General features: G+C 37.7%; 21 protein-coding genes. 7 read left to right on the top strand and 14 right to left on the bottom strand.

Annotated elements, in window-relative coordinates:
• Nucleotides 1-192 precede the first annotated feature (192 nt).
• The 3 genes from Q360_RS0104605 to Q360_RS0104595 are packed head-to-tail and all read right to left on the bottom strand — an operon-like array spanning nt 193 to nt 4,116.
• On the bottom strand, nt 193-879 hold the full coding sequence (locus Q360_RS0104605) for a galactosamine-6-phosphate isomerase (protein ID WP_169734628.1): 687 nt from the start codon (nt 877-879) through the stop codon (nt 193-195).
• A gap of 32 nt (nt 880-911) precedes the next feature.
• Nucleotides 912-2,705, bottom strand: coding sequence for a sodium:solute symporter family protein (locus Q360_RS22280; protein WP_051554565.1), 1,794 nt, complete (start codon nt 2,703-2,705; stop codon nt 912-914).
• A 37-nt stretch (nt 2,706-2,742) separates the two neighbouring features.
• Nucleotides 2,743-4,116: a family 4 glycosyl hydrolase gene (locus Q360_RS0104595; RefSeq protein ID WP_036195042.1), complete on the bottom strand. Its 1,374-nt coding sequence runs from the start codon at nt 4,114-4,116 to the stop codon at nt 2,743-2,745.
• Nucleotides 4,117-4,553: 437 nt separating this feature from the next.
• Here Q360_RS0104595 and Q360_RS0104590 point away from each other — a divergent pair, with 437 nt between their 5' ends.
• The 5 genes from Q360_RS0104590 to Q360_RS0104565 all read left to right on the top strand — a co-directional run bounded on the left by Q360_RS0104590 (nt 4,554) and on the right by Q360_RS0104565 (nt 10,298).
• Nucleotides 4,554-6,734 (top strand): amino acid permease, encoded by a 2,181-nt coding sequence (locus tag Q360_RS0104590; protein WP_245603188.1) that lies wholly within the window; start codon nt 4,554-4,556, stop codon nt 6,732-6,734.
• Nucleotides 6,735-7,031: 297 nt separating this feature from the next.
• Nucleotides 7,032-7,616, top strand: a complete 585-nt coding sequence (locus Q360_RS0104580) for a TetR/AcrR family transcriptional regulator (protein ID WP_027076047.1) — start codon at nt 7,032-7,034, stop codon at nt 7,614-7,616.
• Nucleotides 7,617-7,652: 36 nt separating this feature from the next.
• Entirely contained in the window at nt 7,653-8,285 is a 633-nt protein-coding gene (locus Q360_RS0104575; protein WP_027076046.1) for an NAD(P)H-dependent oxidoreductase, read from the top strand.
• 48 nt (nt 8,286-8,333) lie between these two features.
• A complete protein-coding gene (locus Q360_RS0104570; RefSeq protein ID WP_027076045.1) occupies nt 8,334-9,494 on the top strand; it encodes an iron-containing alcohol dehydrogenase in 1,161 nt (386 codons plus the stop codon).
• 126 nt (nt 9,495-9,620) lie between these two features.
• Nucleotides 9,621-10,298, top strand: coding sequence for a type 1 glutamine amidotransferase domain-containing protein (locus Q360_RS0104565; RefSeq protein WP_027076044.1), 678 nt, complete (start codon nt 9,621-9,623; stop codon nt 10,296-10,298).
• Nucleotides 10,299-10,359: 61 nt separating this feature from the next.
• Here Q360_RS0104565 and Q360_RS0104560 read toward each other — a convergent pair whose 3' ends face one another.
• The 11 genes from Q360_RS0104560 to Q360_RS0104505 all read right to left on the bottom strand — a co-directional run bounded on the left by Q360_RS0104560 (nt 10,360) and on the right by Q360_RS0104505 (nt 22,774).
• Complete coding sequence (locus Q360_RS0104560; protein ID WP_027076043.1) at nt 10,360-12,174, bottom strand: adenylate/guanylate cyclase domain-containing protein; 1,815 nt, start codon at nt 12,172-12,174, stop codon at nt 10,360-10,362.
• Nucleotides 12,174-12,641 carry a hypothetical protein gene (locus tag Q360_RS0104555; RefSeq protein WP_027076042.1) on the bottom strand — a complete coding sequence of 156 codons (468 nt, stop codon included), beginning with the start codon at nt 12,639-12,641 and terminating at the stop codon, nt 12,174-12,176. Before Q360_RS0104555 ends, Q360_RS0104560 begins: the two co-directional genes overlap by 1 nt.
• A gap of 109 nt (nt 12,642-12,750) precedes the next feature.
• Nucleotides 12,751-13,230, bottom strand: a complete 480-nt coding sequence (locus tag Q360_RS0104550) for a hypothetical protein (protein WP_027076041.1) — start codon at nt 13,228-13,230, stop codon at nt 12,751-12,753.
• A gap of 668 nt (nt 13,231-13,898) precedes the next feature.
• Entirely contained in the window at nt 13,899-14,678 is a 780-nt protein-coding gene (locus tag Q360_RS0104545) for a hypothetical protein (protein WP_027076040.1), read from the bottom strand.
• Between the two features lie 110 nt (nt 14,679-14,788).
• Nucleotides 14,789-15,697: a hypothetical protein gene (locus tag Q360_RS0104540; RefSeq protein WP_156950006.1), complete on the bottom strand. Its 909-nt coding sequence runs from the start codon at nt 15,695-15,697 to the stop codon at nt 14,789-14,791.
• 702 nt (nt 15,698-16,399) lie between these two features.
• Entirely contained in the window at nt 16,400-17,110 is a 711-nt protein-coding gene (locus Q360_RS0104535; protein WP_084273356.1) for a DJ-1/PfpI family protein, read from the bottom strand.
• Between the two features lie 62 nt (nt 17,111-17,172).
• The gene (locus Q360_RS0104530; protein ID WP_169734627.1) at nt 17,173-17,958 is read right to left on the bottom strand and encodes a 5'-methylthioadenosine/adenosylhomocysteine nucleosidase; all 786 of its coding nucleotides are present in this window, start codon (nt 17,956-17,958) and stop codon (nt 17,173-17,175) included.
• An 8-nt stretch (nt 17,959-17,966) separates the two neighbouring features.
• Complete coding sequence (locus Q360_RS0104525; RefSeq protein ID WP_027076036.1) at nt 17,967-19,271, bottom strand: NCS2 family permease; 1,305 nt, start codon at nt 19,269-19,271, stop codon at nt 17,967-17,969.
• A 600-nt stretch (nt 19,272-19,871) separates the two neighbouring features.
• Nucleotides 19,872-21,218, bottom strand: a complete 1,347-nt coding sequence (locus Q360_RS0104515) for a M20 family metallopeptidase (protein ID WP_027076035.1) — start codon at nt 21,216-21,218, stop codon at nt 19,872-19,874.
• Nucleotides 21,219-21,450: 232 nt separating this feature from the next.
• Nucleotides 21,451-21,972, bottom strand: coding sequence for a hypothetical protein (locus Q360_RS0104510; protein ID WP_027076034.1), 522 nt, complete (start codon nt 21,970-21,972; stop codon nt 21,451-21,453).
• A 346-nt stretch (nt 21,973-22,318) separates the two neighbouring features.
• Nucleotides 22,319-22,774 carry a hypothetical protein gene (locus Q360_RS0104505; protein ID WP_027076033.1) on the bottom strand — a complete coding sequence of 152 codons (456 nt, stop codon included), beginning with the start codon at nt 22,772-22,774 and terminating at the stop codon, nt 22,319-22,321.
• A 133-nt stretch (nt 22,775-22,907) separates the two neighbouring features.
• Here Q360_RS0104505 and panB point away from each other — a divergent pair, with 133 nt between their 5' ends.
• Complete coding sequence (gene panB, locus Q360_RS0104500) at nt 22,908-23,726, top strand: 3-methyl-2-oxobutanoate hydroxymethyltransferase (protein ID WP_027076032.1); 819 nt, start codon at nt 22,908-22,910, stop codon at nt 23,724-23,726.
• A gap of 49 nt (nt 23,727-23,775) precedes the next feature.
• Nucleotides 23,776-24,267, top strand: coding sequence for a signal peptidase II (lspA, locus tag Q360_RS22275; RefSeq protein WP_051554563.1), 492 nt, complete (start codon nt 23,776-23,778; stop codon nt 24,265-24,267).
• Nucleotides 24,268-24,349: the final 82 nt, after the last annotated feature.

Here is a 24,349-nt window from a genome sequence, read left to right as displayed (position 1 = left end):
ACGTTGGGCTCCGATAACAAGTGTTCTGCTACCTCTGAAGTCAGTTTAAAATTAGAGATTTAGTATCTCTGAAATTTTGAGCGAGAAGTACCGTTGGGAAAAGAAAGTGAAGTGCCAAATATACCTGTGGTCCAACATCCGCAAGAAAAATAGAAGGGTTGAAATGGTATTGAAATAGTTTTGATTAGTCTTTTAAGTAGCTGTGTTTACAATATCATGCTCAATAAGACATTCTACATGGCTATGCCTCCAAAGCCAAGTAGCAGGACAGTCATTTGTAATACTACCAGAAAGCAATTGCTTTGTTACCTCCGCTTTACCATCCCCAGAAACCAGTAATAGTATCTTTTTAGCGTCAAGTATATCTTGTATGCCCAAGGTAAGGCCCTTTGTAGGCTTTGTTGGCGCACTACCAATCATAGCGTGTTCTTGCGATTGGGGAGCTAAGGTAGCCACATGACAATGTAATTTTAATTCGGTAGCAGGTTCATTAAAACCTAAATGTCCGTTTTTTCCTAAACCTAAAATACACAAGTCAATAGGACCTTCCTGTTGAAGTGACTTTTGGATACGCTCACATTCCTTATCTAAATCAGCTGCTTCTGCATTAAAACCAAAGTACCTGTCTTTTGAGATTTGCAAAGGCACTACTAGTTGTTCTTGGATATAGGCATGGCAAGATCCTTTAGAAGTGGTTAAGCCAATCCATTCATCCAAAGGAATGACCCGAGTTTTTTGAAAAAAGCTCGATGGCTTTTGACCTTCTTCGGCTAAAAGTTGATAGAGCATTTTTGGGGAGCTTCCGGTAGCGGCACAAAGTAATAGCTCAGGATTTTTGTCTAGGTCCTCCAAAACAATAGCCGCCGCCTTTTGACTCATTGCGCTAGCGTTAGAAAAATAACTAATGTTCATTATGCTTCTTGAGTTTTTGCCATTGCTACTAATTTCAGGGTCACCCATCCGCTTATACCGCCAATAGAAAGCAATACTAGTGCCATGGTATACCCGCCCAATACCAAATGCCCTACACTAAATAAAACACTATTTAAAAAGATGACGCCAAAAATAAAACCTAGCCAAGAATCTCGCGAACTACTGGTGTCTACAAGGTCTGGTAATTGTGCCGCTATAGGCCCCCACCATCCTTTTGGGCGTACTTTTTTATAAAAAGAAAGTAGTTTGTCATTAGCTACAGGCTTCGTTGCAAAAGTGACGATAAGACTTATTAATGTACAAAGTAGCAGAATCACCGTTGCTCGGATTAGGGCAACATCATCTTGGTACCAGCCACGTACTTGTTCATATAAGGAGTCACTAATCCATCCGAAGTTATGAATCCATTTAATCCATAAAAAACCGTTGGCTAAAACTAAAGCCGAAATCATACTCGTAATTTCTGACCAGGCATTGATACGCCACCAAAACCAACGTAGCATTAAAATGATGGCGATTCCTGAAACAATTTCAATAATATATATCCAAGCCCCAGCAATACTATCCATTTGCCAAGCAGCGGCGGTTGATAGTAATAATAGCAGCACAATACTCAACCGAGAAACCATGAGGTAATGATTGTCATTGGCTTTAGTGTTTACAAAACGTTTGTAAATATCATTGACCATGTACGAGCCACCCCAGCACAAATGCGTATCCACTGTAGACATAAAAGCCGCCATAAAGGCCGCTACCAGAAGCCCTTTAAGCCCAACAGGCAGTACGGCATTTATCATCATAGGATAGACCAGTTCAGGGTCTGCTAATAAGGCTGGTGAAGCTTCGGAAATGGGTAAAATAACGATAGACCCCAAGCCAACCACAATCCATGGCCAAGTTAAAATTACAACGGCCGCTACAGCGAACCATAGCGATGCTTTGATTGCATGTTTTTCATTCTTTGCAGAAAATAGCCGCTGCACGATATAACCGTCCCCTTGGGCCTGCCCGAGCCATAATACCCCTATGAGGCATACAAATGAAATCATTTCTGTAGCTCCGATATGTGAAAAGTCAGGGAACATGTCCAATACGCCTTCTGGTGCATCCGTTCTTGCTGCAATTTGGCTGGCTAGCGCTGTTGGCCCGCCTACTTCAACTAATATCAAAATAGCTAGTACAATCGTACTTATGGTACCGGCAGAAAAATGTAACATATCCAATATAACAACACCCTTAATTCCTGAAGTTAGGGTATGAACCAGCGCAAAAGTTAAGGTAATACCAAGCGCAAATTCAGCGCTCCAACCCAACATAACATTCGAAAATTTTAGCATGGCTAGAATTACCCATCCTAAAGAAATACAGTTTTTGAAAATACCAAAGAACGCCGCTGTAAATCCACGAAGCACCGAAGCAGATGTACCGCTATAGCGTAGCTCTATCATTTCTGCATCGGTTAATATTTCTGCCCTACGCCAGTATTTAGCATAGAAAAACACCATCATCATAATGCCGGTACCTAAATACCACCAAAGCCAATTACCATAAATACCCTTGCTACGCACCAATGCCGTTACCGCTAATGGTGCATCTGTAGCAAACCACGTGGCAGCAATTGAAGTACCTAAAAGCCACCAGGGTAAGTTGCGACCAGCGACAAAAAAATCTATGATATTATTTGATTTATGCTTTGCTACAAAAAAGGCAAGGCCTACAGATACCAGCATATAGCCTGCAATCACGGCCCAATCTAGGAATTCAAGTCCCATAGGTATACCGTTTTAGTTTATGGCAGCCGCTACGCATTTAATGGAGCGGAGGCAACACCTCTTTTTGCAACGTCAGCATCTCCATACACATATCTATAGCATTCCGATATGAGTTTACTGTTGGTTCAATTAAGATTGCTTGTATTAACTTGTCTTTAGATTGCTCATCGTAGGCTTCCACTAAGAGTTTGTGAATGCTTGCATGCAATCTAATAGTCGCCGCAATGCCTTCTGGAATGGGTTCCATGGGAACAGGCGTAATACCGCTTGCATCACAATAGGCGGGAAGCTCGACTACCAAATCGTTCGGTAAATTTGGAATCGCCCCTTTATTAGGCACATTCACAGCTTCAAGCCATTGTTTTTTGTTACTCACTACAGCTTCCATAATTTGGGTGGCTATTTCGCCGGAGCTCTTAAAACTACCATCCTCATTTTCTAATTCAATTTCTTCGGTACTGCCTACCGGTAAAAGTTTTTTATTCCAATCTTTGGTCCATTCGCGTTCATAATCCACGCGATCAACGGTATATACCCCTTCAGGGATTTGATTGTTTTCCCAAGGATGACCCTCATAAGGGTCGTAGAAAAACTGCACTTGCGGAATCACAAATTCTTCTCCCCAACGAAGATATTCTCCGTAATGATTGGAAGCTGGCGAAGGCCATTGTCCAAACCGTCTAAATAAAATTCTACCTAAGGCCAGTTCGTGCCATTTGGCCAACCAATCGCCTTTTTTTTCTACCTCTCGCAATTTTGGATATAAATCTTCTCCTGTAGATTTTTGAACAATCTCTTGAAACCAAGTAAAGTGATTCATACCGCAGGCTTTGGTTTGCAAATCGCTTAAGGGAACATCCAATAATTCAGACAGTTGTTCTCTACCCATAAAAACACCATGGCATAATCCAATTGCTTTTATAGCGGTCAAGCGTGTAACCGCTTCACATATTTTATGTTCGGGATTGGAAAAATTCAAAAGCATGGCATTTGGACATAAGCGTTCCATTGCCCGCGCTAAATCCATAATCACCTTGATATTGCGCAAGGCATGAAATAGCGATCCTACGCCCCCATTTTCACCGTATACTTGTTTGAAACCGTATTTTCTAGGGATATGAAAATCTTGAGACCAGTATACATTACGGTCTTTTTCAAGGGCGCAAATGACGAAATCAGCGTCTTTAATAGCCTCATTCCTGTCTGTTGTTGCTAGGATTTTAGCTTGACGGTTCAACTTTTCTTTGACATATTCTCCGTGCTTGATTACATGATCTAAATGGCTTATTTCAATATCCATCAAATGGATTTCTAAACCATTTTCACACAATGTTGAGCTCATTAGAATGTCTTGTACTATAATCGGTCCAAACTGTAAGCTTCCTGCACCGATATAGGCGATTTTAACCATGTGTTTCGCTTTTGTATTTTTAATAGTGGCCTAAATATAATTGGTTTTTATGGCGGAAACAAATTACCGAGCGCATGCCCATTTTCTTTTAGCACAATGCCGATAACCAAAGTTTCCACGTAAAGGCTTAAGCTATTATGAAGAAAGCCGCGTCCTGAACTTATACCCTAACTAGTTGCTGTATTCTTACCGAATCATTTCGTAGCATTTTACAATGGATATGATGTTTACCTATACTAACTCGGATAACACACTCCAGTACTTCTATTTATTCTTTAGGAATATTTAAACTATACCAATCGCTTTGGTTTGCGATTTTAGTTGTCTTAAAGGGAAAACATTAATTGTCCTTCATTTAGATTGAATCTCCTGTAATTACAAAAAGAATAGTTACTTTCCCTTACCAAAATTAAAGAGCTATTTTTTTAATGGGAAAAATGCAAAAGTTTGGAACTTTTAGTGGCGTTTTCACCCCTTCTATCTTAACGATTGTAGGGGTTATCATGTATATGCGCCTAGGTTGGGTTGTTGGTAATGCCGGACTTATAGGAGCCATAGGTATCATCGTACTCGCGCACCTTATTGCAGTTACAACAGGTTTAAGTGTATCGTCAGTAGCTACGGATAAAAAAATAGGTGCTGGTGGTATTTACCATGTGCTATCACGCAGCATGGGAATTCCAATCGGAGGTTCTATAGGTATCGCATTATCTATAGGAACTGCCTTTTCAATTGCCTTATATTTAATTGGTTTTGCAGAAAGCTTTAATGCTTTTTTTGGCTTTGGTATGTCCATTAATGATTTTCGATTAACAGGCACTTTAGCATTAATCGCACTTACGCTGTTAGCACTAATAAGCACCTCTGTAGCCCTAAAATCACAGTATATTATTCTAGCTGCTATTATTATTTCTCTGGTTTCGGTCTTTTTTGGGGCATCTGAATTTACACCAAATAGTATTCCTCTTTTTTCTACAATGGATGCCGTGCCTTTAGAAGTTGTATTTGCTGTATTTTTCCCTGCTGTGACCGGTTTTACCGCCGGTATCGCTATGAGTGGTGATCTTAAAGACCCTAAAAAATCTATTCCTAGTGGCACCTTATTTGCCATTGGTGGGGGGCTTTTAATCTACCTTGCCCTTGCTGTATTTTTAGCGGTAACGGTTGATTCTGAAGTGCTAAAAACAGAATATAATATCTTAATGAAAATAGCACTTTTCGCGCCTGCAGTGGTCGCCGGTATTTGGGGTGCTACCCTATCCTCTGCATTGGGAGGAATTTTAGGAGGACCTAGAATAATACAAGCCATGTCTATTGATAAGGTGACACCTAAACTATTTGGTTTTGGTAAGGGAAAAAATAAGGAACCCGTAAATGCCATGCTATTGGTTTTTATTATCGCCGAAGCCGGAATTTTGATTGGTGAATTAGATATTATTGCACGTGTGGTTTCTATGTTTTATTTAACAGCATATGGTTTTATTAATATTTCATTTTTCTTAGAAAGTTGGGCAAATCCAGACTTTCAACCCACATTTAAAATTAAACGCTGGATTGGCCTCCTCGGTTTTATTGCTTGTTTTACGGTGATGTTCAAGCTAGATATGTTTGCTATGCTCGCTGCCCTGGCAGTCATTGGGGCTTTATATTTTGGGTTACAGAAAAAAGAAGTGCAATTACAATCTAACGATGTTTGGCGAAGTGTTTGGGAAAATGTGGTGAACAAAGGATTAAAACGGATAGATGCCCGCGTAGTTAATATAGATTCCAATTGGAACCCCAATGTTATTCTGTTTAGTGGACAAAGCACCCATCAGTCCTATTTATTGGAGCTGGCTAAAACCATTTCTGGACGCACGGGTATCGTTACCAATTTTAAATTGATTCTCGATAAAAATAATCATAGGCCATTTAAAAAAACCGAACAGGTTATTAGAGACGATAATTTTAAAGACCTTGGTATTTTTGCACGGCAGATAAAAGTGGATAATATTTATAAAGGGATTACCAACATAGCTACAACGTTTGGGTTTTCTGGTGTTGAACCCAATACGATAATGATGGGCTGGCCTAAAGGTTTGGAAAGTTCAGAAGAATATGCTGAAATGACGCAAACACTCTTGTATCTGGATTATAATTTATTGTATTTGGATTTTGATAGAAAGACAAAGTTTGGCAACTACCATACGGTAGATCTTTGGTGGCGGGAAACCGATAGTAAAAATGCTGAAATGATGTTAAATATAGCGCGATTTATCATTGCATCCCCTAAATGGAACAATACAAATATTCGCGTTTTGTTTGTAAATAACAACAATGTAAACAAGGCTTTAATCAACTCAAAAATTTCTAAACTTGTGGAGGATTTACGGGTTAATGTTGAAATTATAATTATCAATAATGCCGTAGAACAAGAATCTTTTTACACCATAATTAAGCAACATTCTAAAACTACAGATTTAACCTTAGTAGGTATCCCTAATTTTAAAATAGAAAAACAAGCTGAGTTTATCCTTAAAAACAATCAGTTGTTTGAAACTATTGGCTCTACCCTTTTAGTAAAGGCAGCTAATAATTTTAATGTATTGGACTTGAATTTCAGTAAAGAAAAGGCATAAAACATAGGGATGCTAAAAGGCAATACTGATTTTGTCCTTTTGAGCACCAGATTCAATAGTACTTTTTAGACCTGTACGCCTACAAAAGGCCACATACACCTCTTTGTCTTCTCCGCCAAAGGGATACAAGGGGTGTACGAACCATTTGTTATAAATTCAAGATCGTATTGATGTCTAGACTATTTTGTTATCAATAGCATTGTTGACGTGCTATTAGGTATGAAACTCCTAAATCTTTGCTAAATAAAAGAATGAACGTTCATTTTTATATATCTTTGTACAAGAATCAAAAACAAAATGGCTCCACTTCAAAAAAGTATTGATAAACGTAATGCACTCATAAAAGCAACTATTGAGCTAGTGAACAATAATGGTTTTCATGCCACTCCAATGAGTAAAATTGCAAAAATAGCAAACGTATCTCCTGCTACTATTTATTTGTATTTTGAAAATAAGCAAGATTTAGTAAATCAAACCTATATGGAAGTAAAAGCAAAATATACCACATATGCGTTTGCTACCTACAACCAAAATATGCCTGTAGAAGAAGGTTTTAAAATCATTTGGAAGCGTATTGCAGATTTTAAACTTAAAGAATGTGAAAATGCTATGTTTTTAGCGCAATGTGACAATACACCAATGATTGATGAACCTAGTTTACAAGAAGGTATTAAGCATTTACAGCCCTTATTGGACCTTTGGGAGTGTGGCAAAAAAGAAGGTATTATCAAGCCTTTGTCCAACTATCTACTATATGCTTATGCAATAAATCCATTATCTTTTTTAATCATGTCTGAAAAGCGTGGATCTTTTAAATTAGATAAAGTACATATTGAAGAAGCCTATCTATCTGCTTGGAACAGTATAAAGGTCATAACATAATGATTACAAATAAAACTAAGATACACTATTGAATATATGGAATTATTAGATAAACTAAACTGGAGATATGCTGCTAAAGCAATGAATGCAGAAAAAGTAGCTGAAGAAAAAATAGAACGTATTTTAGAAGCAGCTCGTTTGGCACCAACATCAAGTGGTTTGCAGCCTTTCGAGATTTTTGTAATTAAAAATCAGGAACTAAAAGAAAAAATAAGACCTGTAGCTTGGAACCAATCTGTAATCACGGACTGCTCTCACCTACTCGTTTTTGCAGCGTGGGATACCTATACGGTAGACCGAATTAACTACATGTTTGATTTAACGAACGAAATTCGTGGATTTAAAAACGAAGGTTGGGAAAAGTACCGTCAGATGCTTTTAAACTCGTATCCACAGAAAGATGCAGAAGAAAACTTTAATCATGCTGCTAAGCAAGCCTATATCGCGTTGGGTACAGCCATGGTTGGCGCAGCTTACGAAAAAGTGGACTGTACACCAATAGAAGGGTTTAGTGTAGACAAGGTAGACGAAATTTTAGGCCTACGCGAAAAAGGCTTAAGAAGTACTGTTTTATTGCCCATAGGGTATAGAAAAGAAGATAATGACTGGTTAGTAAACTTAACAAAAGTGAGAAAACCAATGCATCATTTAGTGACTGTAATGGCGTAAGCTATTTGCTGAAAATCACAAAAATTAAGATTAAAAAAAGAAAAAAAGATGAACAATTTTGAATTTAAAAATCCGACCAAAATTATTTTTGGAAAGGACACTATAAAAAAATTAGAAAACGAAATTCCTAATGATGCTAAAGTATTACTCCTTTACGGTGGCGGAAGCATAAAGAAAAACGGCATTTACGACCAAGTAAAAATAGCTTTGGCAAACGTAGACGTCATTGAGTTTGGAGGTATCCCTGCAAACCCTGAGTATGCTGTTTTAATGGAGGCTTTAAAAGTGATTAAAGACGAAAACATCACCTACTTATTAGCTGTTGGTGGCGGCTCTGTAATAGATGGTACCAAATTTTTATCGGCTGCAGCTTTATTTAAAGGCGATACGCCTTGGGATATTTTAAGTAAAAATATGAAGACCGAAAAAGGAATGCCTTTCGGTACCGTGTTAACATTACCAGCAACAGGATCCGAAATGAATTCAGGGTCCGTAATAACAAGAAAGGAAACCAAAGAAAAACTAGCGATGGGCGGACCAGGGCTGTTTCCTGTATTTTCTATTTTAGACCCGCAGGTGGTTCACTCTATTCCAGAGCGCCAATTGGCAAATGGACTTATGGACGCCTTTACACACGTTTTGGAGCAATATATGACCTATCCAATTGGTGCTTTATTACAAGATCGTTTTTCTGAAAGCATTATGCAGACAGTTATAGAAGTGGCCCCAAAAGTATTAAAAGACCCAACAGATTATAAAGCGGCTTCTAATTTTATGTGGAGTTGTACAATGGCTTTAAACGGATTAATACAAAAAGGTGTACCAACAGATTGGGCTGTACATGCGATTGGACACGAGTTAACTGCATTATTCCGTATAGATCACGCACGTACTTTAGCCGTAATTACTCCAAGTCATTACAAATTTAATTTTGAAGCTAAAAAAGAAAAATTAGCCCAGTATGCCGAGCGTGTTTGGAACATAACAGAAGGCAGTATAGATGATAAAGCGTATGCTGCTATTGAAAAAACCGAAGCGTTTTTCCATGAATTAGGCATCGATACTAAATTATCTGATTATACTAAGAATTACGAAGGAACAGCCGAAACCATTTCCAAACGATTTACCGATCGTGGTTGGTTGGGCTTAGGTGAGCATCAATCTTTATCCCCAGATAAAGTTGAAAAAATTATAAAAATGGCGTACTAACTTATATTAGAATTATTAACACCAAGGTTAACAATATTTATAGCTTTACGCTACGAAGAGAACAAAGGAGAAAGACCTTCTGAAAACGTTTCAGAAGAAAAAACAGAAATTTAAAAAGGTAAAAAAATGAAGGTATTATTTGTATTAACATCGCACGATAAACTGGGAGACACCGGTAAAAAAACAGGATTTTGGGTAGAAGAATTCGCCAGTCCATATTACACTTTATTGGACAAGGGTGCCAATATTACCATTGCAACACCAAAAGGTGGCGCGGCACCGATAGACCCAAGCAGTGATGGCCCAGATGCCGCAACTGACGCTACAAAAAGGTATAATGCGGATGCCGAAGCAAAGGAGCGTATTGCTAACACTAAAGTATTGGCAGATATGAATCCAGATGATTTTGATGCTGTATTCTATCCTGGAGGTCATGGACCTTTATGGGATTTAGCAAATGATGCTACATCCATAAAATTAATTGAAACCTTTAATAGTCAAGCCAAGCCTATAGCATTTGTATGTCATGCTCCGGCAGCACTAAAAGAGGTAAAGGACACCAATGGGAAACCCTTAGTAAACGGTAAAAAAGTTACCGGATTTACGAACACGGAAGAAGCTGCGGTACAACTTACCGATGTGGTTCCGTTTTTAGTAGAGGATATGCTGAATAACAATGGCGGAATCTATTCTAAAAAAGGAGACTGGGAAGCCTATGCTATACAAGATGGTAATTTGATTACAGGCCAGAACCCTGCATCATCAGAGTTGGTTGCCGAAAAACTATTGGAAAGTTTAAAGTAGCACTAGCGATGGTTTAATAACAGAAAAAAAGGGTGTCTCTTGGAGACACCCTTTTTTTATTTTAGCACCCATTAGTCATCGCTAACACTTCCTTTTTAGCACCGGTAACAAAGTACATCTTTATTTTTCCTCTATTCTTTGCTTCTATTTCTCCACGATAGTCACAATCAAAATCGGATTTTATAAGCTCAAAGGTACTGTTGGACACATTAATTTTTCCAGGTTCAGACATCGATTCCATCCGAGAGGCTACATTTACCGTATCGCCCCAAATATCATAGGCGAATTTTTTGGTACCCACTACCCCAGCTACTACAGGGCCTGAATTGATTCCAATGCGGATATCAAAAGTCAATTCACTCGCCGCTACATCTTTCTTTGTTTCTTCTACAAAAGTAGCTATCTCAAATGCAGCATGGACCATGCGTTGGGCATGATCTTCTTCAGTATCATGTAAGCCACCTGCACACATATAGGCATCGCCAATGGTTTTAATTTTTTCTAAACCATGCTTGTCTATAATAGCGTCAAATTTTGAAAAGTAAAAACTTATCGTTTCTACTAAGGCCTCTGGCAATAGTTTTTCTGAATACCTAGTAAAACCTTTAAAGTCTGTAAATAATACCGTTACCGAATCGTATTTTTTGGCTTTTACCGCACCAGTTGCTTTTAGTTCTTTGGCGGTATCTTCTGGTAAGATATTCAACAAAAGTTTTTCTGATTTTTTTTTCTCTTTTGAAATGGTGCGGTAAAACCATAAGGAAGCTACTAATAGCAATCCGATAAAACCCAAGACGATTAACTGATTTCTTTTCTGTGTTTCTAATAGCTCGACTTCTACTTGCTTTTGAGAAACCTCAAAGTCGGTACGTTGATTGGCCAATTGTTGGACTTTTTCAATATTAAGTAAACTATCCCGGTAGGCAATATGGTCTTTATAGTGGCTATACGAGGTCACTTGGTCCCCAACACCCTCATAAAGCTTGGCTAATTTTTCATTGGCATCGGCAAGCTGTTCTATTAAACCATATTTTTTTGCCAAGCTAAGACTCTTTTGGGCGTAATCAATAGCAGTTTGGTGTTCCTTTTTCTCTACATAAATATCGGCCATCGCCATCAAATACACACTAATGGGATAATAATTTTCAGATTTTTCTAAAATACGAATTGCTTGGTGAATGTTATTTTCAGCAAGGTCATTTTTACCGGTATAGGCGTGTACCATGCCTATATTCCCCAAATTAAATGCTTTTCCTGCGGTATAATCTACTTCTTCAAAAAGTTCTCCTGATTCTTTAAAATAAACTAAGGCTGAATCATATACTTTATGAATAAGCAACTCATCGCCTGCATTCAATATAGAGGTTGCTAAAAGTACTGTGTCTTCTCTTTTTTGTGGTGATTTTCTCAGTGTTTTTATTGCCCTTTGATAATAGAGCATTGCATTATCAAAATTATCGGAAATCGAATATATGTCTGCGATAGCAGCATAGGCACTACCTTCACTGGATACTATTTTTTCTTTTTTAGCAACATCAGCACTTTGAAAATAGGCTGACAAAGCATCCTCCAAATCTCCACTATATTGTTTGGCATATCCTTTTTGAAAATATCCATAACTCAGGTATTCATAATTGCTACTTTGTCTGGATAAGTGTATTAATTCTTCTGAATATTTTAATGCTACATCAAAATTATTTATTTCATTAAACGACAAGGCATGAAGCAAGTCCAATTTTTCTAACCCCTGCGCGGTATCTGCATTATAAATAACCACCAAACTATCCGCAATTCGTTGATCTTGTGAAAGAATAACATTGCTGAAAAAATAAAATGAGCCTATCAGAAAACAATAGGCTAATTTTCTACATTTCATTATTTTGCTTTTTGTTTCATTTTAAGCTTTGGATCTATTTGGTATACACTGGTACCACCACTAGATTTAAGAATACTATTGTTGTATACTTCAAATTTTATAGTGTAGGTTTCAACATCCGTTGTTGTGAGATTTGCAATAGTTCCTGTAATCGTAGCTGCACCACCGATGGGAGACAAATCAGCAGTTCCAAATAGATTGGTACCCGCTTCATAGTCAATTTCGGTAATTTTTATCACATCACTCGCATTTGCAGGGTTTGGTACACCGCTCCAGGTTACGGTATCACCATTGGCAACCGAAACTTCAAAATTTTCATTGGTTACTCCTCCCGTCTGGCCTTCAAAAGAACAATAGGCATCTACATTGTTTGGTGGGTTCTCCGGTGCCGGAATACCTGATGTGTTTACTTTTAGAATAATTGAATGATTTACCGGTGTTGCCGGTGGATTGTTTCCATTGCACATAATTGTAGTTTTTAGTTTGGTTAATAATAGATTAATTACTGAATATCAAATAGTAAGCGTTTAGATTTTAGGTTATAAATACTCAAGTATCACATAAATTTTTATCGTATCATGTGTTGGGAGACACATATTCAAAATACCGCCTGTTTCCAACATTACCTTCGGGTTTATAGCTAAATCCCAGAAAACGAAACCACGAGCGTTGGTCTGTACGGTGCGCCTCTGCATATTGGCCAAGGGCACAACCTTTATATTCAATGGATAAGTCTAGAAGGATTTTTCGCATTTCAAAGCTCAGTTTCATAGCATGTTCCTCCATGTGTCGGCTACAGATAAAAAACGTCTCATATCTTTTATCTTCAATTTTATATGCTCCAAGAATGCCTATAGGTTCACCAGTGGCTGTTTTCCAAATTTTAGCATATCCATAAGGGTGGGCAGATTTAAGTCGGTTTTGAATAAACACCAAGGTTTCCTTGCGCTCATCTTCCGTCGTCAGCAACCACTCTGGTTTAGATTTTTCCCATATATTTTCTAAAATAAATAGGATATCTGTAGCACTTATTTCTGTATCTTTTTCAACTATCATTATGAATAAAAAAAAGTATTTTGATGTTTTATCTTTTAAGGTTTTAAATGACTCATTTTATGATGGTATCAAGTTTTAGTTTGACTATTCAATTGATGTCAACATAGTGTAATTCGAAAAAAAAACTAATAGCTAAGGATGAATGTTTATAAATACTACTCGAAAGGAGCTATTTATTTATCAAAACATACATAATTGGGAGAAATTTACAAGGGTTAAGATACTACATTTCTATTATTTCTCCATAATTTTTTTAACAAGCCTAGTCCTTAATAGAGAGCGTATTATTAATTAAAACAAGAAACAGCGCTTATTTGTATAGGACGTCCGATTTTAATTCAAAGATTTTATTGTTTTCTTCTTAGTTCATTTGAACATCTAGTATACAAAATCTAGAACCTAGTTGAATGCGCCAGAGGTATGCGTTAGGAAATAAATAACAAAGTAAAATCCCACTTCACGCACAGAGCCTGACCTGCTAGCGTGAGTTAGTTAATGCGTGTAGCATTACATGTTTGTTTTTTTAAGGATATTCGTGAACCCCACACTCCGGTTTCATTCCCTTTTGAGAAGAAACTTCAACAGAAAAAATATATGAAGATGTAGTAACTATCTAGCGAATAGGTTCAAATAATAAGAAAGAAGTGCCTTGGGTGTGGTGTTCTCTGTTACAACACTGTACCATTGTCTAACCACCGTTGTAAAAGGGTATCGTTATGAGAAATAGCTACCAAATGAAATTTAGTAAAACTCTTGAAAACTCGTGATTCTTTGAGCGTTTCCATACAAACTGATACCGGAGATAGATAATTGGAATGGATTAAAAATAGTTCGCCTTCACGTTTTAAAAGATAACCCACATGCCCCGCGTCAAAACCTATAAAATAGAGTCCTTCTTTGGTTAATTGATCAATCTCTTCGAATGCTTTTTCCGGGGTATCCTCAACAACCTTGTTAATTACCGAGCCACAACTGATCATTTTAGCCTCGTCAATAGGTGATTTTTGAGCCAATTCATACCGGTTGATATTTATACCCATATCGCGCAGGGTGGTTGATATAAAATAACCGCATGCAATTTTACCTTGGTTAGGCATAGCTGTATGGCCCCCAAAACTCCATTGAGTACCATACCAGTGTGGTATAATCTTATCTACTAATTGATTGGTAAAAGCTGTTTTGATGTTGTCAAAAGAAATAGTACCCGACCGTAGGCCTTCTTTTAAACGCAAACGAAGTTCCTTGGCATCAACTTTAGCGTTGGCATAAGAATCACCAATACTATCTAAATCTATTTTAAACTCAACGGTTGTCCCTGCCTTAAAACTTCTGGTTTTCGCTATAGGCAGCAGCTTTTTAGCGACAAGGCTATAGGCTGCCAGCTGGTCTATTTTAGGTGGCATTTCGGTCGTAAAGCCTAAATAAAATAGTAGGGAAAAAAGTAACATGGATTTTATAGATTATAAATTTAGGAGTCATGCTCCATATTTATAACGTATTAGGTAAGAAGAAATTACATTAAAAATTCTAAATTATTAGGTTACTAAATATTAGTCCTCTAAACACTAAGGTTCACCGCCCACCACACTTCATAATCTCTAGGGATTAAAGGTCTGTAACTTTGAAAACCTTGATCGGCTATTTTAAGCCCAGTAATTTCATTGTCTTTATTGCGCACATAGCTTATAAAAATAAACGAATGTCCATAAGGATCTAGTTTTTTGACATTTGCACCTAGCATTACCTTTTCATAATCTGCTTTATGCCACCAAACTTGTATGAGTGCTCCGGGTTTTAATTGGCCATTCCAAATTCCTGACGTATCAACCAATGTTCCCATACCGGCATAAGCAATAGCACCAGCATTGCCCTTACCCCTATATTCTTCTGGAAGGCTTTGCCATTCCGGGTGTTTTTCAGAAGCGGAAACGTATAGCAAATTAAACACCTGTTTAGGGGTATGGAATTTTGAGGCCATACTATCTGGAAGGTCTTGATAAGGCAAATGACCATGAACCTGTTTATACGCCTGTTCAAAACGACCTTTACTTACCGAAAGGCAATGACCTCCAGGCTCCTTATTTTCGCTGTTTAGATAATTTTCTACTATCTTATCTGCTACTAGACTTTTACTTTCTACTAGAGCCGGTGATGTACTTTTGCTTACCGCTGTATTAGTATGGATATGTGCCAATGAATCTTTAGCAATGGATAGGATTGGCGTTGTTAGCGTTGGTTTTAGGCTAATATATTTATGATAATCAAAACCATACTCATACGCAGCAGCAGCAGCAGTTGCTGTATCTCCACTACTGCTATGTACTTGTGTAGAATTTTGATTAGCACCCCAAAGAATTGTCTTCTGTTTAATTTTTTTGGTAGACGTGCACCCTAATAGCATAAGGCCTATTAATGCGTAGTAGGGCATAGAATTCTTTAGCAACATTTTTATTCGGATATGACTCATTTCTCAAACTTGTATTCACGTTTTTTTTGATCGGCTTAGCTAAACCTAGTAGCTGTTATAGCGTGGCGTTATTCAACCTATAAACGCAGAGATAAAGGTAACACAATTACCTACTTCTTTTTATATTAAATGGTGCTTAAAGATCATGAATGGTATCAATACAATACCGTGTAATATGGAAAGGTTAAAGGTACTCTCGGGAGGGCTTTCTAGGCCCTTTTTTGTATTGGTATGAATAGTATCTCAAGGCGTTGTGTCTTTGTTTTTCTAGCCAGTATAAACATACTCGGGAATTTTATACGTATAAAATATAAAGCTATTGTAGTACTTTTATTTTATACCAAATATGCGTTTAAAAAGGCGTACTTCACATAGATACCATTTTATTAGATTTTCTCGGATACGCTGGTTTTTAGATGCTGTTTTCATAGTAGTACAATTTTTGTTCACCCTATTGGTATCCAATTCCATAAAATTATCACACAAAATACCATTTAAATTATTGCAATCGCCAAAATACAAAGCGTGACGGTGTTTTAGACACGGCCTGGAAAGTAGATATGAATACGTGCTACCTCCAATATTACTTTGAGTTCAGGTTCTTGATAGGCACTGTGTATAAATAGTAGTAGCCCTATAACCTAGGGGTGTTTAAGTGTCTTTACAATCGAAGTTTGCTAGATGAATTTTGAATAGCAGTTTTTACTTGGCTTTAAACGTGTCGTTATCCTTATCCTTTATCCAATTATATTCAATCTCTAAGGCAAGGTTACTTGCGAAATCAACTCCATGTCTATCCGCCAAAAATCCTAATGCCATATCCATTCCGGCACTGACCCCCGAAGAGGTATAGTATTTTCCATCAACTTTCCAACGTGCCTTCTTGTCCCAAATTACATTAGGCCCATTTGTGACCACCCATGAAAACGCCCTTTTATTGGAAGTGGCCTGCTTATCATCTAACAGCCCAGACTTGGCCAAAAGTGCACTACCGGTACAAACAGTCAATACATAGTCGCTGGAGTTTGAAATTTCCTTAATCCAATTAATGAGTACCTCATTATTGACTTCTTTTCGTGTTCCCATACCACCTGGTATTAAGAATATATAGGAGTTTTTAGTAGCGGTAGTTAACTTTTCTGTCATAACAGATACCTTATGACTATTTTTGATTACCCCCCCTTCAAGCGAATAGAATTTTAAGGTGTATTTGTCCGCCAGACGGCCAAAAATTTCAACAGGGCCGAATACATCAAGGGTTTCATAATTGTCGAAAAGTAAAAAGGCTATTTCTTTGTTTTCTGTTTTAGATTGGTCGGTCATTTTTTCTTGAGCAAAAGAGTGACTGCTGAATATAAGAAGTACCACTAAGATATACCGCGAGAAAAGTTTATAAATTGAATTTGACTTCATCGTCTTTGCTTTTAGTAGTTTATATATTGCTTTTATGTTGGAAAGTATTTAGGTACCTACAACTATTTTTTTAGTTCGTAATTTTCCAATATTCCTAGTACCATTTGAGCAGAATTAACAGCGGCAACGGTAATAAACTTAAAATAATCTGCATGTGCTTGGGTATTTGCGTTATCACTACAACTTCTAATCACAATGTAAGGTATTGCTGCCATGGTGCATATCTGAGCAACGGCGGCGCCTTCCATTTCAGTGGCAAGCGCTTTGAAATTGGTATATAATTCTTTTGCCTTTTTGGGGTCGCTCATAAAGGTATCTCCAGTAGCAATAACACCTACAAAGAATTTTGGAATTCTATCGTTTAGCGGTTTCAAGGTAATACGATCGGATACCTTCTTACTTAATGCTAATAAATCCTGGTCTACAGTAAGATATAGTGGATTTCTATTATTTTTGGCCAGATTTTTTGTGGGCCAGGTTTCAAATGAACCCGCTTTCAGTTCTCCAAAATCGTATTGTATGAGCTTATCGGAGATGACAATATCTCCCGGCTCAATATCTGGATGTAAGCCCCCAGCAACGCCTGTAAATAACAGGGCGTCTAACTTAAAATTAGTCATCAGAATGGCTGTGCTATAGGCTGCGTTCACCTTGCCGATACCCGCCTTTAAAAGCACAACTTTTTGTCCTTTAAGTTTTCCTGTAAAAAAAGTTACGCCGTTTTTCTGTATCTCTTTTTTATTTTTTAATTCCTCTTTTAGTAATTCTATTTCTTCATCCATAGCGCCCATAATAGCAATACGTTGTCCTGTTGCTGTGTAAACAATAAGGAATATTAGAACGAGCACTATTTGTTTTATAACCATAAGTAGAGGAGCGAGAATATATTAATTATAATGAGTACAGGATTTACTTCTTTTCGTTTACCAGCAAACAATTTAAGTAAAGTCCAGCTTAAGAAACCAAAAATAATTCCGGTAGTAATGCTGTATGTTAAGGGCATTAGAATCATGGTAAAAAAAACAGGTATGGCCTCATCTAGCATACTCCAGTTGATTTTGGTTAAAGGTTTCATCATAAAAGAGCCTACCAAAACCAAGGCAATGGAACTGGCAATACTAGGAACTACAGATAATAATGGAGAGAAAAACAAAAAGGGTAAGAATAACACTCCAGCTGTGATTGCTGTGAGTCCTGTTTTTCCACCTTCGCGAATACCTACTGCGGATTCTATATATGCAGTTCCAGAACTACTGCCAACAAGGCCTGAAAAGATGGTGGTGACCGCATCTACAAAGAGTGATTTTTTAAGATTTCTTGGATTTCCCTCCTCATCTTTATAGCCAGATGCCTCTGCAAGACCAACAAATGTCGAAAGGCTATCAAATAAATCGGTGAAGGCAAACACAAAAATTATGGGAAGGAACGCATATTGAATGGAGCCCACCAGATTCGCTTTGAGGAACAGGCTGAAATTTGGCATCGAAAAGATTCCTGTGTAATTTACTAGTGTTGGTGTTCCGTAATTAATTAAAGAAGCGTCTCCCCACCACCTTCCTATAGGCCAAGCCAAAACGGTGGTCAACAAAATACCTATAATCATTGCGCCTGGCACTTTTTTAGCGACCAAAACAGCGGTTATTCCCAATCCAATTAAAAAAGTAAGACACATGGGGTCTTTTATAGAGCCTAGACTAACTAAGGTTGCAGCATCATCGACAATAAAACCAGCATTTTGAAAACCGATAAAACAAATGAAAAGACCTATGCCTGCGGCGATAGCGAAGCGTAATGCATGTGGAATAGATTGTACTATTTTGTCTCGAACCTTTAATATACTTAATATTAAAAATAGCACTCCCGCCCAAAAAACGGCTCCAAGAGCAGTTTCATAACTAAGTCCTAAGCCTAAAACAGCTGTATAGGTAAAAAAGGCATTAAGACCCATTCCTGGTGCAATTACAAATGGGTTTTTAGCATAAACCCCCATCATTATACTACCAAAAGCGCATACAAGAACGGTAGAAGTTACGACCGCTGAAAATGGCATACCTGTCTCTGAAAGAATAGCAGGGTTTACAATTATGATGTAAAAAGTCGCAAGGAAAGAGCTTATCCCAGCAAGAATTTCAGTCTGTATAAATTTCCTATTCGTTTTCAAGAACTCGTAAAGTACTGATAAGTGACTTCTTTTTTACAGATTGAGCGTGATTTTTTTGTGCAATTATAAAATGAGCAATGGAGCGGTTTTATTTTATCATATGCCTACTAAATATCTCTTTTTATTAGTGAATCTCAACCTGTAATACGGTGTAAAAATAATGCTTTTGCACTTTTCCCTTTTGAGTGCAATACCATTTCACACGCAGGTACAAATACCTTGTCTATACTCAAATAAGGTATGTGTGCAGCTCCTTCTTCGATGCCACGTTCCAACTATCTTCCTTCTCAAAAACCTAGGACGAACAAGCTAGTGAACTCGTATACTACCTGTTAATACCTTGACGATTAATTAGGTGTCAATGGTTTTTATAAAATACCTAAAGCGTTCAGTCTTATTCTTTTTTAGACACTATAACTTTTAAAGGCGGAGTACTTTTAAAAACGTAGGCGAATTGTAGCGCTGGCAAAGAAAAATAAATGCCAAAGATGGCGAAGCACACTCACGTTCAAAAAACACAAGGTTTGCTAGATTTTTTACTTTTATGCCGCATAGCTTAATTCGTTATGAAACAAGTTATATGCAAAAATCATCACAGAATCAATCCTTTTGCCAATTACCAATAGTGTCGACGAGAACTGCGACCAGTTTAACTAAATCATCTATATCTACCCATTCGTTAGGCATATAAAAATTTCCACCAAGAGAACCAATACCATAGGCTGGAACACCTAATAAGCGTATAGGATACCTAATGTCGCCAGCATAATGATTAGGATATGCCGTTGGTGCTTTACCCGTAATTTCAGTAATTGAGTTTCGAATTATTTTACTCTCTGATGCTTCCCAATCTACAGCGCCCGGATTGGTCATATAGCCAACACTTTTAAGTTCTGCCGTATATGAATGTCCGGATGTTGACCGAGCCTTCACAAACTCGGTAATTACTTTATTTGAATCATCAAAAAGTGCCCTCCAGGTATTAGATTCCTTGAACTTTAGCCGAAAAGTGACGCTGACGTTATCGGCGACAGATCCAATGCGATCGCCGCCTTCTATAATCCCAATATTAACCATAACATCTTTATAGATTGTCTTCCTCAAGGTTTCCAATAACGCTAAGCAAAGGTCAACTGCACTTCCGCCATCCTTCCATTTCGCAGAGTCGATACTTCCAATTTCCAGTGGTTCTCCACGCCATCCGGTCATTTCTAGTTTTAAGTCGGCAATGCCTTGTACTGAATTTTTGATATCTTCCATTCCCCGACCTGTTTCGGCAGGGTGTACATAAAGTACAGCTCCAATATTATGGTTTGTCTTTCGTATCCGTTCAAAAACGGGTAGACTTCCACGACCGCCACCACCTTTACCGTGAAGGCTCATGACAACGGGTAATTGTTTTCCGGTTTTGGAAAGAATAGTGGCGGCAACGAGCATGGCCGCTACCCCACCCTTATCATCGGATGTTCCCAAACCGTATAGCTTATTACCTACTATCTTAGGTTCAAAAGGGTCGGTGGACCATCCTTCTTCTATCGAATGGGTATCGATATGAGAGAACATTGCAAATTGTTGGCTTCCTTGCTTCTTTGGCCATCCTACGATATTAACAAATGGACCATCACCCGCTGGGCTAGGGGCCATATATTCAGGATGCTCTTCATAGTGACTTGGTTGGTCTTCGCTTTCTTCTATGCGGTAGGGTAGCTTTGAGAGGTAGTCGCTTACCACCTTTTGTGCATTGGCGGCCGATTCTCCTTCGATACTCTGTACCCGTATCAGTTTTTCCAATACGTCGATAAGCTCCTTTCTATGTTTTTCAGCCAATTTAAGAGCTTTGTTTGAGGGTTTATGGGTTTTTAGTACTGGTAGCATGGGAATTGCTGCCATTGCTTTAGCTGTTGTCTTAATGAATGTTCTTCTTGGTATTTGGTGTTCAGTGCACATATAGCTTCATATCGGTTAGGACATAAAAGATAAATTAAATTTTTAGGACTCCATAATTTTAAGGTTCAAAACACCCCCAATACAAATTGGGAGCTGTTGCTAGCAGCAAAAGCGCCCATATGTTCATTTATTTTACTAAATGTAGTATGGCATTTGATAGTTAATTAGGTTAAGTAGTTCTGGAATTTGTTATTCCTACTAAATAGTGGCGCTTTAGAATAGATATTCTCAGTTATGTGCGTTGCCCCACAGAATAATCGTTTTTGTTTTTAAATAAAACATTAAAAGAAGTCAAACTGCCGTAAATACGGGTAATGTATTGCTGAAGGTCTATCTTCTCTTGGTCATCCAAGTTTTTACTGCTGTTTATTTTTTGTTCCATCACACGGATACGGTCGCGTACCATTACTATTTTATGAAAGAAGGTATCGATAGGAATTTCCTTATAGGCAACGGCATCACCCGGTTCCAAAATTAATTTTCCTCCACGCCATTTGTCCGCTAGGGCTACTTTCTCGTGGGTATCGTTCCACTTTTCCAATATCTTAACTAAAGAACGTTCAACGTCAAAAAAACTTACGGTATCCACTTTACCTTCCAAGCGTTCAATGACCTCAAAATCATCAGCTATGTCTATGGTTTCCATACCTTTTTCTATAAAAGTTACCCAATACTGTTTGGACGATATATTTGTTACAACACCTTTCCCGTGTTGTGAGTGATGTATTCGTGATCCTATACCTAATAATGTCATGTTGTAAACTCTAGGTATCAAAATACTAATTTAATAGGTGTTTTATAAAACCACAATAGCTTGTTCAAGTTTTATCTATTGTCTTTATGCGCTGTACTGGTACCGCTATTATGTTTGTATTTACTTTTAGGAGTATATTTTAGTACTACACGTGTCCTTGTCAAATTAACCCTCTAAGGTAATAGTACTTGTTTTGGGAATAATTTGGTGGAATACAAAGAACTCTGGTAATCTGAAAAACTATAAGGAAGTGGAAATAACTAAAGAACCAAACAATAGAAATTACTAGCTTATAGCTAGTTAAAACAACAGAATCTCCTTACCCGTTATAAACGCTCATGACTATCTATTCTTTTAATCCTTCTGACGTTCGAGAATCTACCAAATAAATGATTTTCCAATTCCCTTCATCAAGAAAAAGTTGGATAGAGTTCGCACCAGAATGATGTAGTTCGGCATCCAACCAAAATTCATAGGGTGTCCATACGTGCGCCAAAGGGCCATCTATCTGTATCGCATAGCTTAAAAGCTTTTCTTCAAACACGGTAGAATCTGGCATGGAAACGATACCAGCAATCAGATCTTGAAAATTTTGAGCTCTTAGCGATTGTATTCCCTCGGCATTTGGAGCGGTACGTTGTAAACGGGCATCTGCATGAATTAACATATTCATGCCTTTTCCGTCACGGGCATGAAAGGCTTTAAAAAAGGAATCAACAGTGTTTTTTACTGTTTCGTCTGGGGTTTGTGCTGACCCTAAGTAACTAAAAGAAAAGAAGAGTAGTATGCATAGGCACTTCATTAGAAAACTGTTTTTAGTTGAAAACTAAAAGTAAGAATAATCCATTGAACAAAAAGTAAATAAAGCCATTGTCTTAACTGCACCTCATTGTCATCAAAACTCCTTATTTTTAACTCCGAATAAATTCAAATACATGTCCATAGCAAAAAAAGAGTACAAAAGAGTCACCGTAAAGTCCTTGGTGGACATGAAGAGAAACGGCGAAAAGATATCTATGTTAACCGCATACGACTATTCCATGGCTAAAATTGTGGATGCTGCCAATGTGGATGTTATTTTGGTAGGAGATTCCGCTAGTAACGTTATGGCAGGCCATGAGACCACCTTACCTATTACCTTGGATCAAATGATTTATCACGCATCCTCTGTTATAAGGGCTATTGATCGAGCTTTGGTGGTGGTAGATCTCCCATTTGGAAGTTACCAAAGTGATCCTAAAGAAGCGCTAAGGTCTGCCATACGAATCATGAAAGAAAGTGGCGCACATGCTGTAAAAGTTGAAGGTGGCGCAGAGATAAAGGAATCTGTAAAGCGGATTTTAGCTGCAGGTATACCAGTTATGGGGCATTTAGGTCTTACACCACAGTCTATTTATAAATTTGGGACCTATACGGTTAGGGCAAAAGAAGAAGTTGAAGCAGAAAAATTGAAAGAAGACGCACTTCTTTTAGAAAAACTAGGTTGTTTTGGTATTGTTTTGGAAAAGATACCTGCGAACCTTACGAAAGAAGTTTCCGAGAGCCTTACCATACCCACTATTGGTATTGGCGGCGGAAAACATGCCGACGGGCAGGTTTTAGTAATTCATGACCTGTTGGGAATGACACATGAATTTAATCCAAGGTTTTTAAGAAGATATATGAACCTCTATGAAGAAATGGGGAAGGCTATATCTAGCTATGTTTCCGATGTAAAAAGCATGGATTTTCCTAATAATGAGGAACAATATTAATTTTAAAAAAGGTTTGAAACAAAAGGATTTTGTATGTTGATTTTATAGTATGGCCTTGGTATTATTGAATATTAGCTGTGACCAAAGCTCCAAAGAGGTGGTTCGCAAAAACGTAGTAAGTCAGGATTATATTGAAATAGTAACCGATCACCTTATCCTTACCAACGTTGAGAATACTGGAGCTATGCTAGGCTTTGGGGCTAGCTTCCCTCCTATTGTAAAAATTATACTGTTTCAAATTATACCCGTACTTGTTCTTATGGTTTTACTTTATCGGGTACTTACCAAAAAAATAATTGGCAGATGGCCTGTAATCGCTTTTGCTTTTGTTATTGGGGGTGGTATTGGAAATTTAATAGACCGTATCGTGTACGGTTCGGTAACCGATTTTTTTCAGATTCCCCTGGGGTTTTTAAAAATAGGCGTTTTTAATATGGCTGATGTCGCTGTAACGATTGGTGTTGTAATGATTCTGTTTATAGGCGTGTTTGGAAAAAAGTATCGATTTAGTTTTTTTGACGGATGCTACACCTTAGATTAAAGACACCGAACAAACCTATAAAAACTAAAATATAGTCTATTAAATCCAGGCTAAGTATGAAAATAATACGTAGATAAATCTT

This window comes from Maribacter antarcticus DSM 21422 (assembly GCF_000621125.1).
GTDB classification, from domain to species: Bacteria; Bacteroidota; Bacteroidia; order Flavobacteriales; family Flavobacteriaceae; genus Maribacter; species Maribacter antarcticus.
The sequence above is the reverse complement of the archived record's forward strand: the minus strand, read 5'-3'. Positions and strand labels throughout refer to the sequence as shown.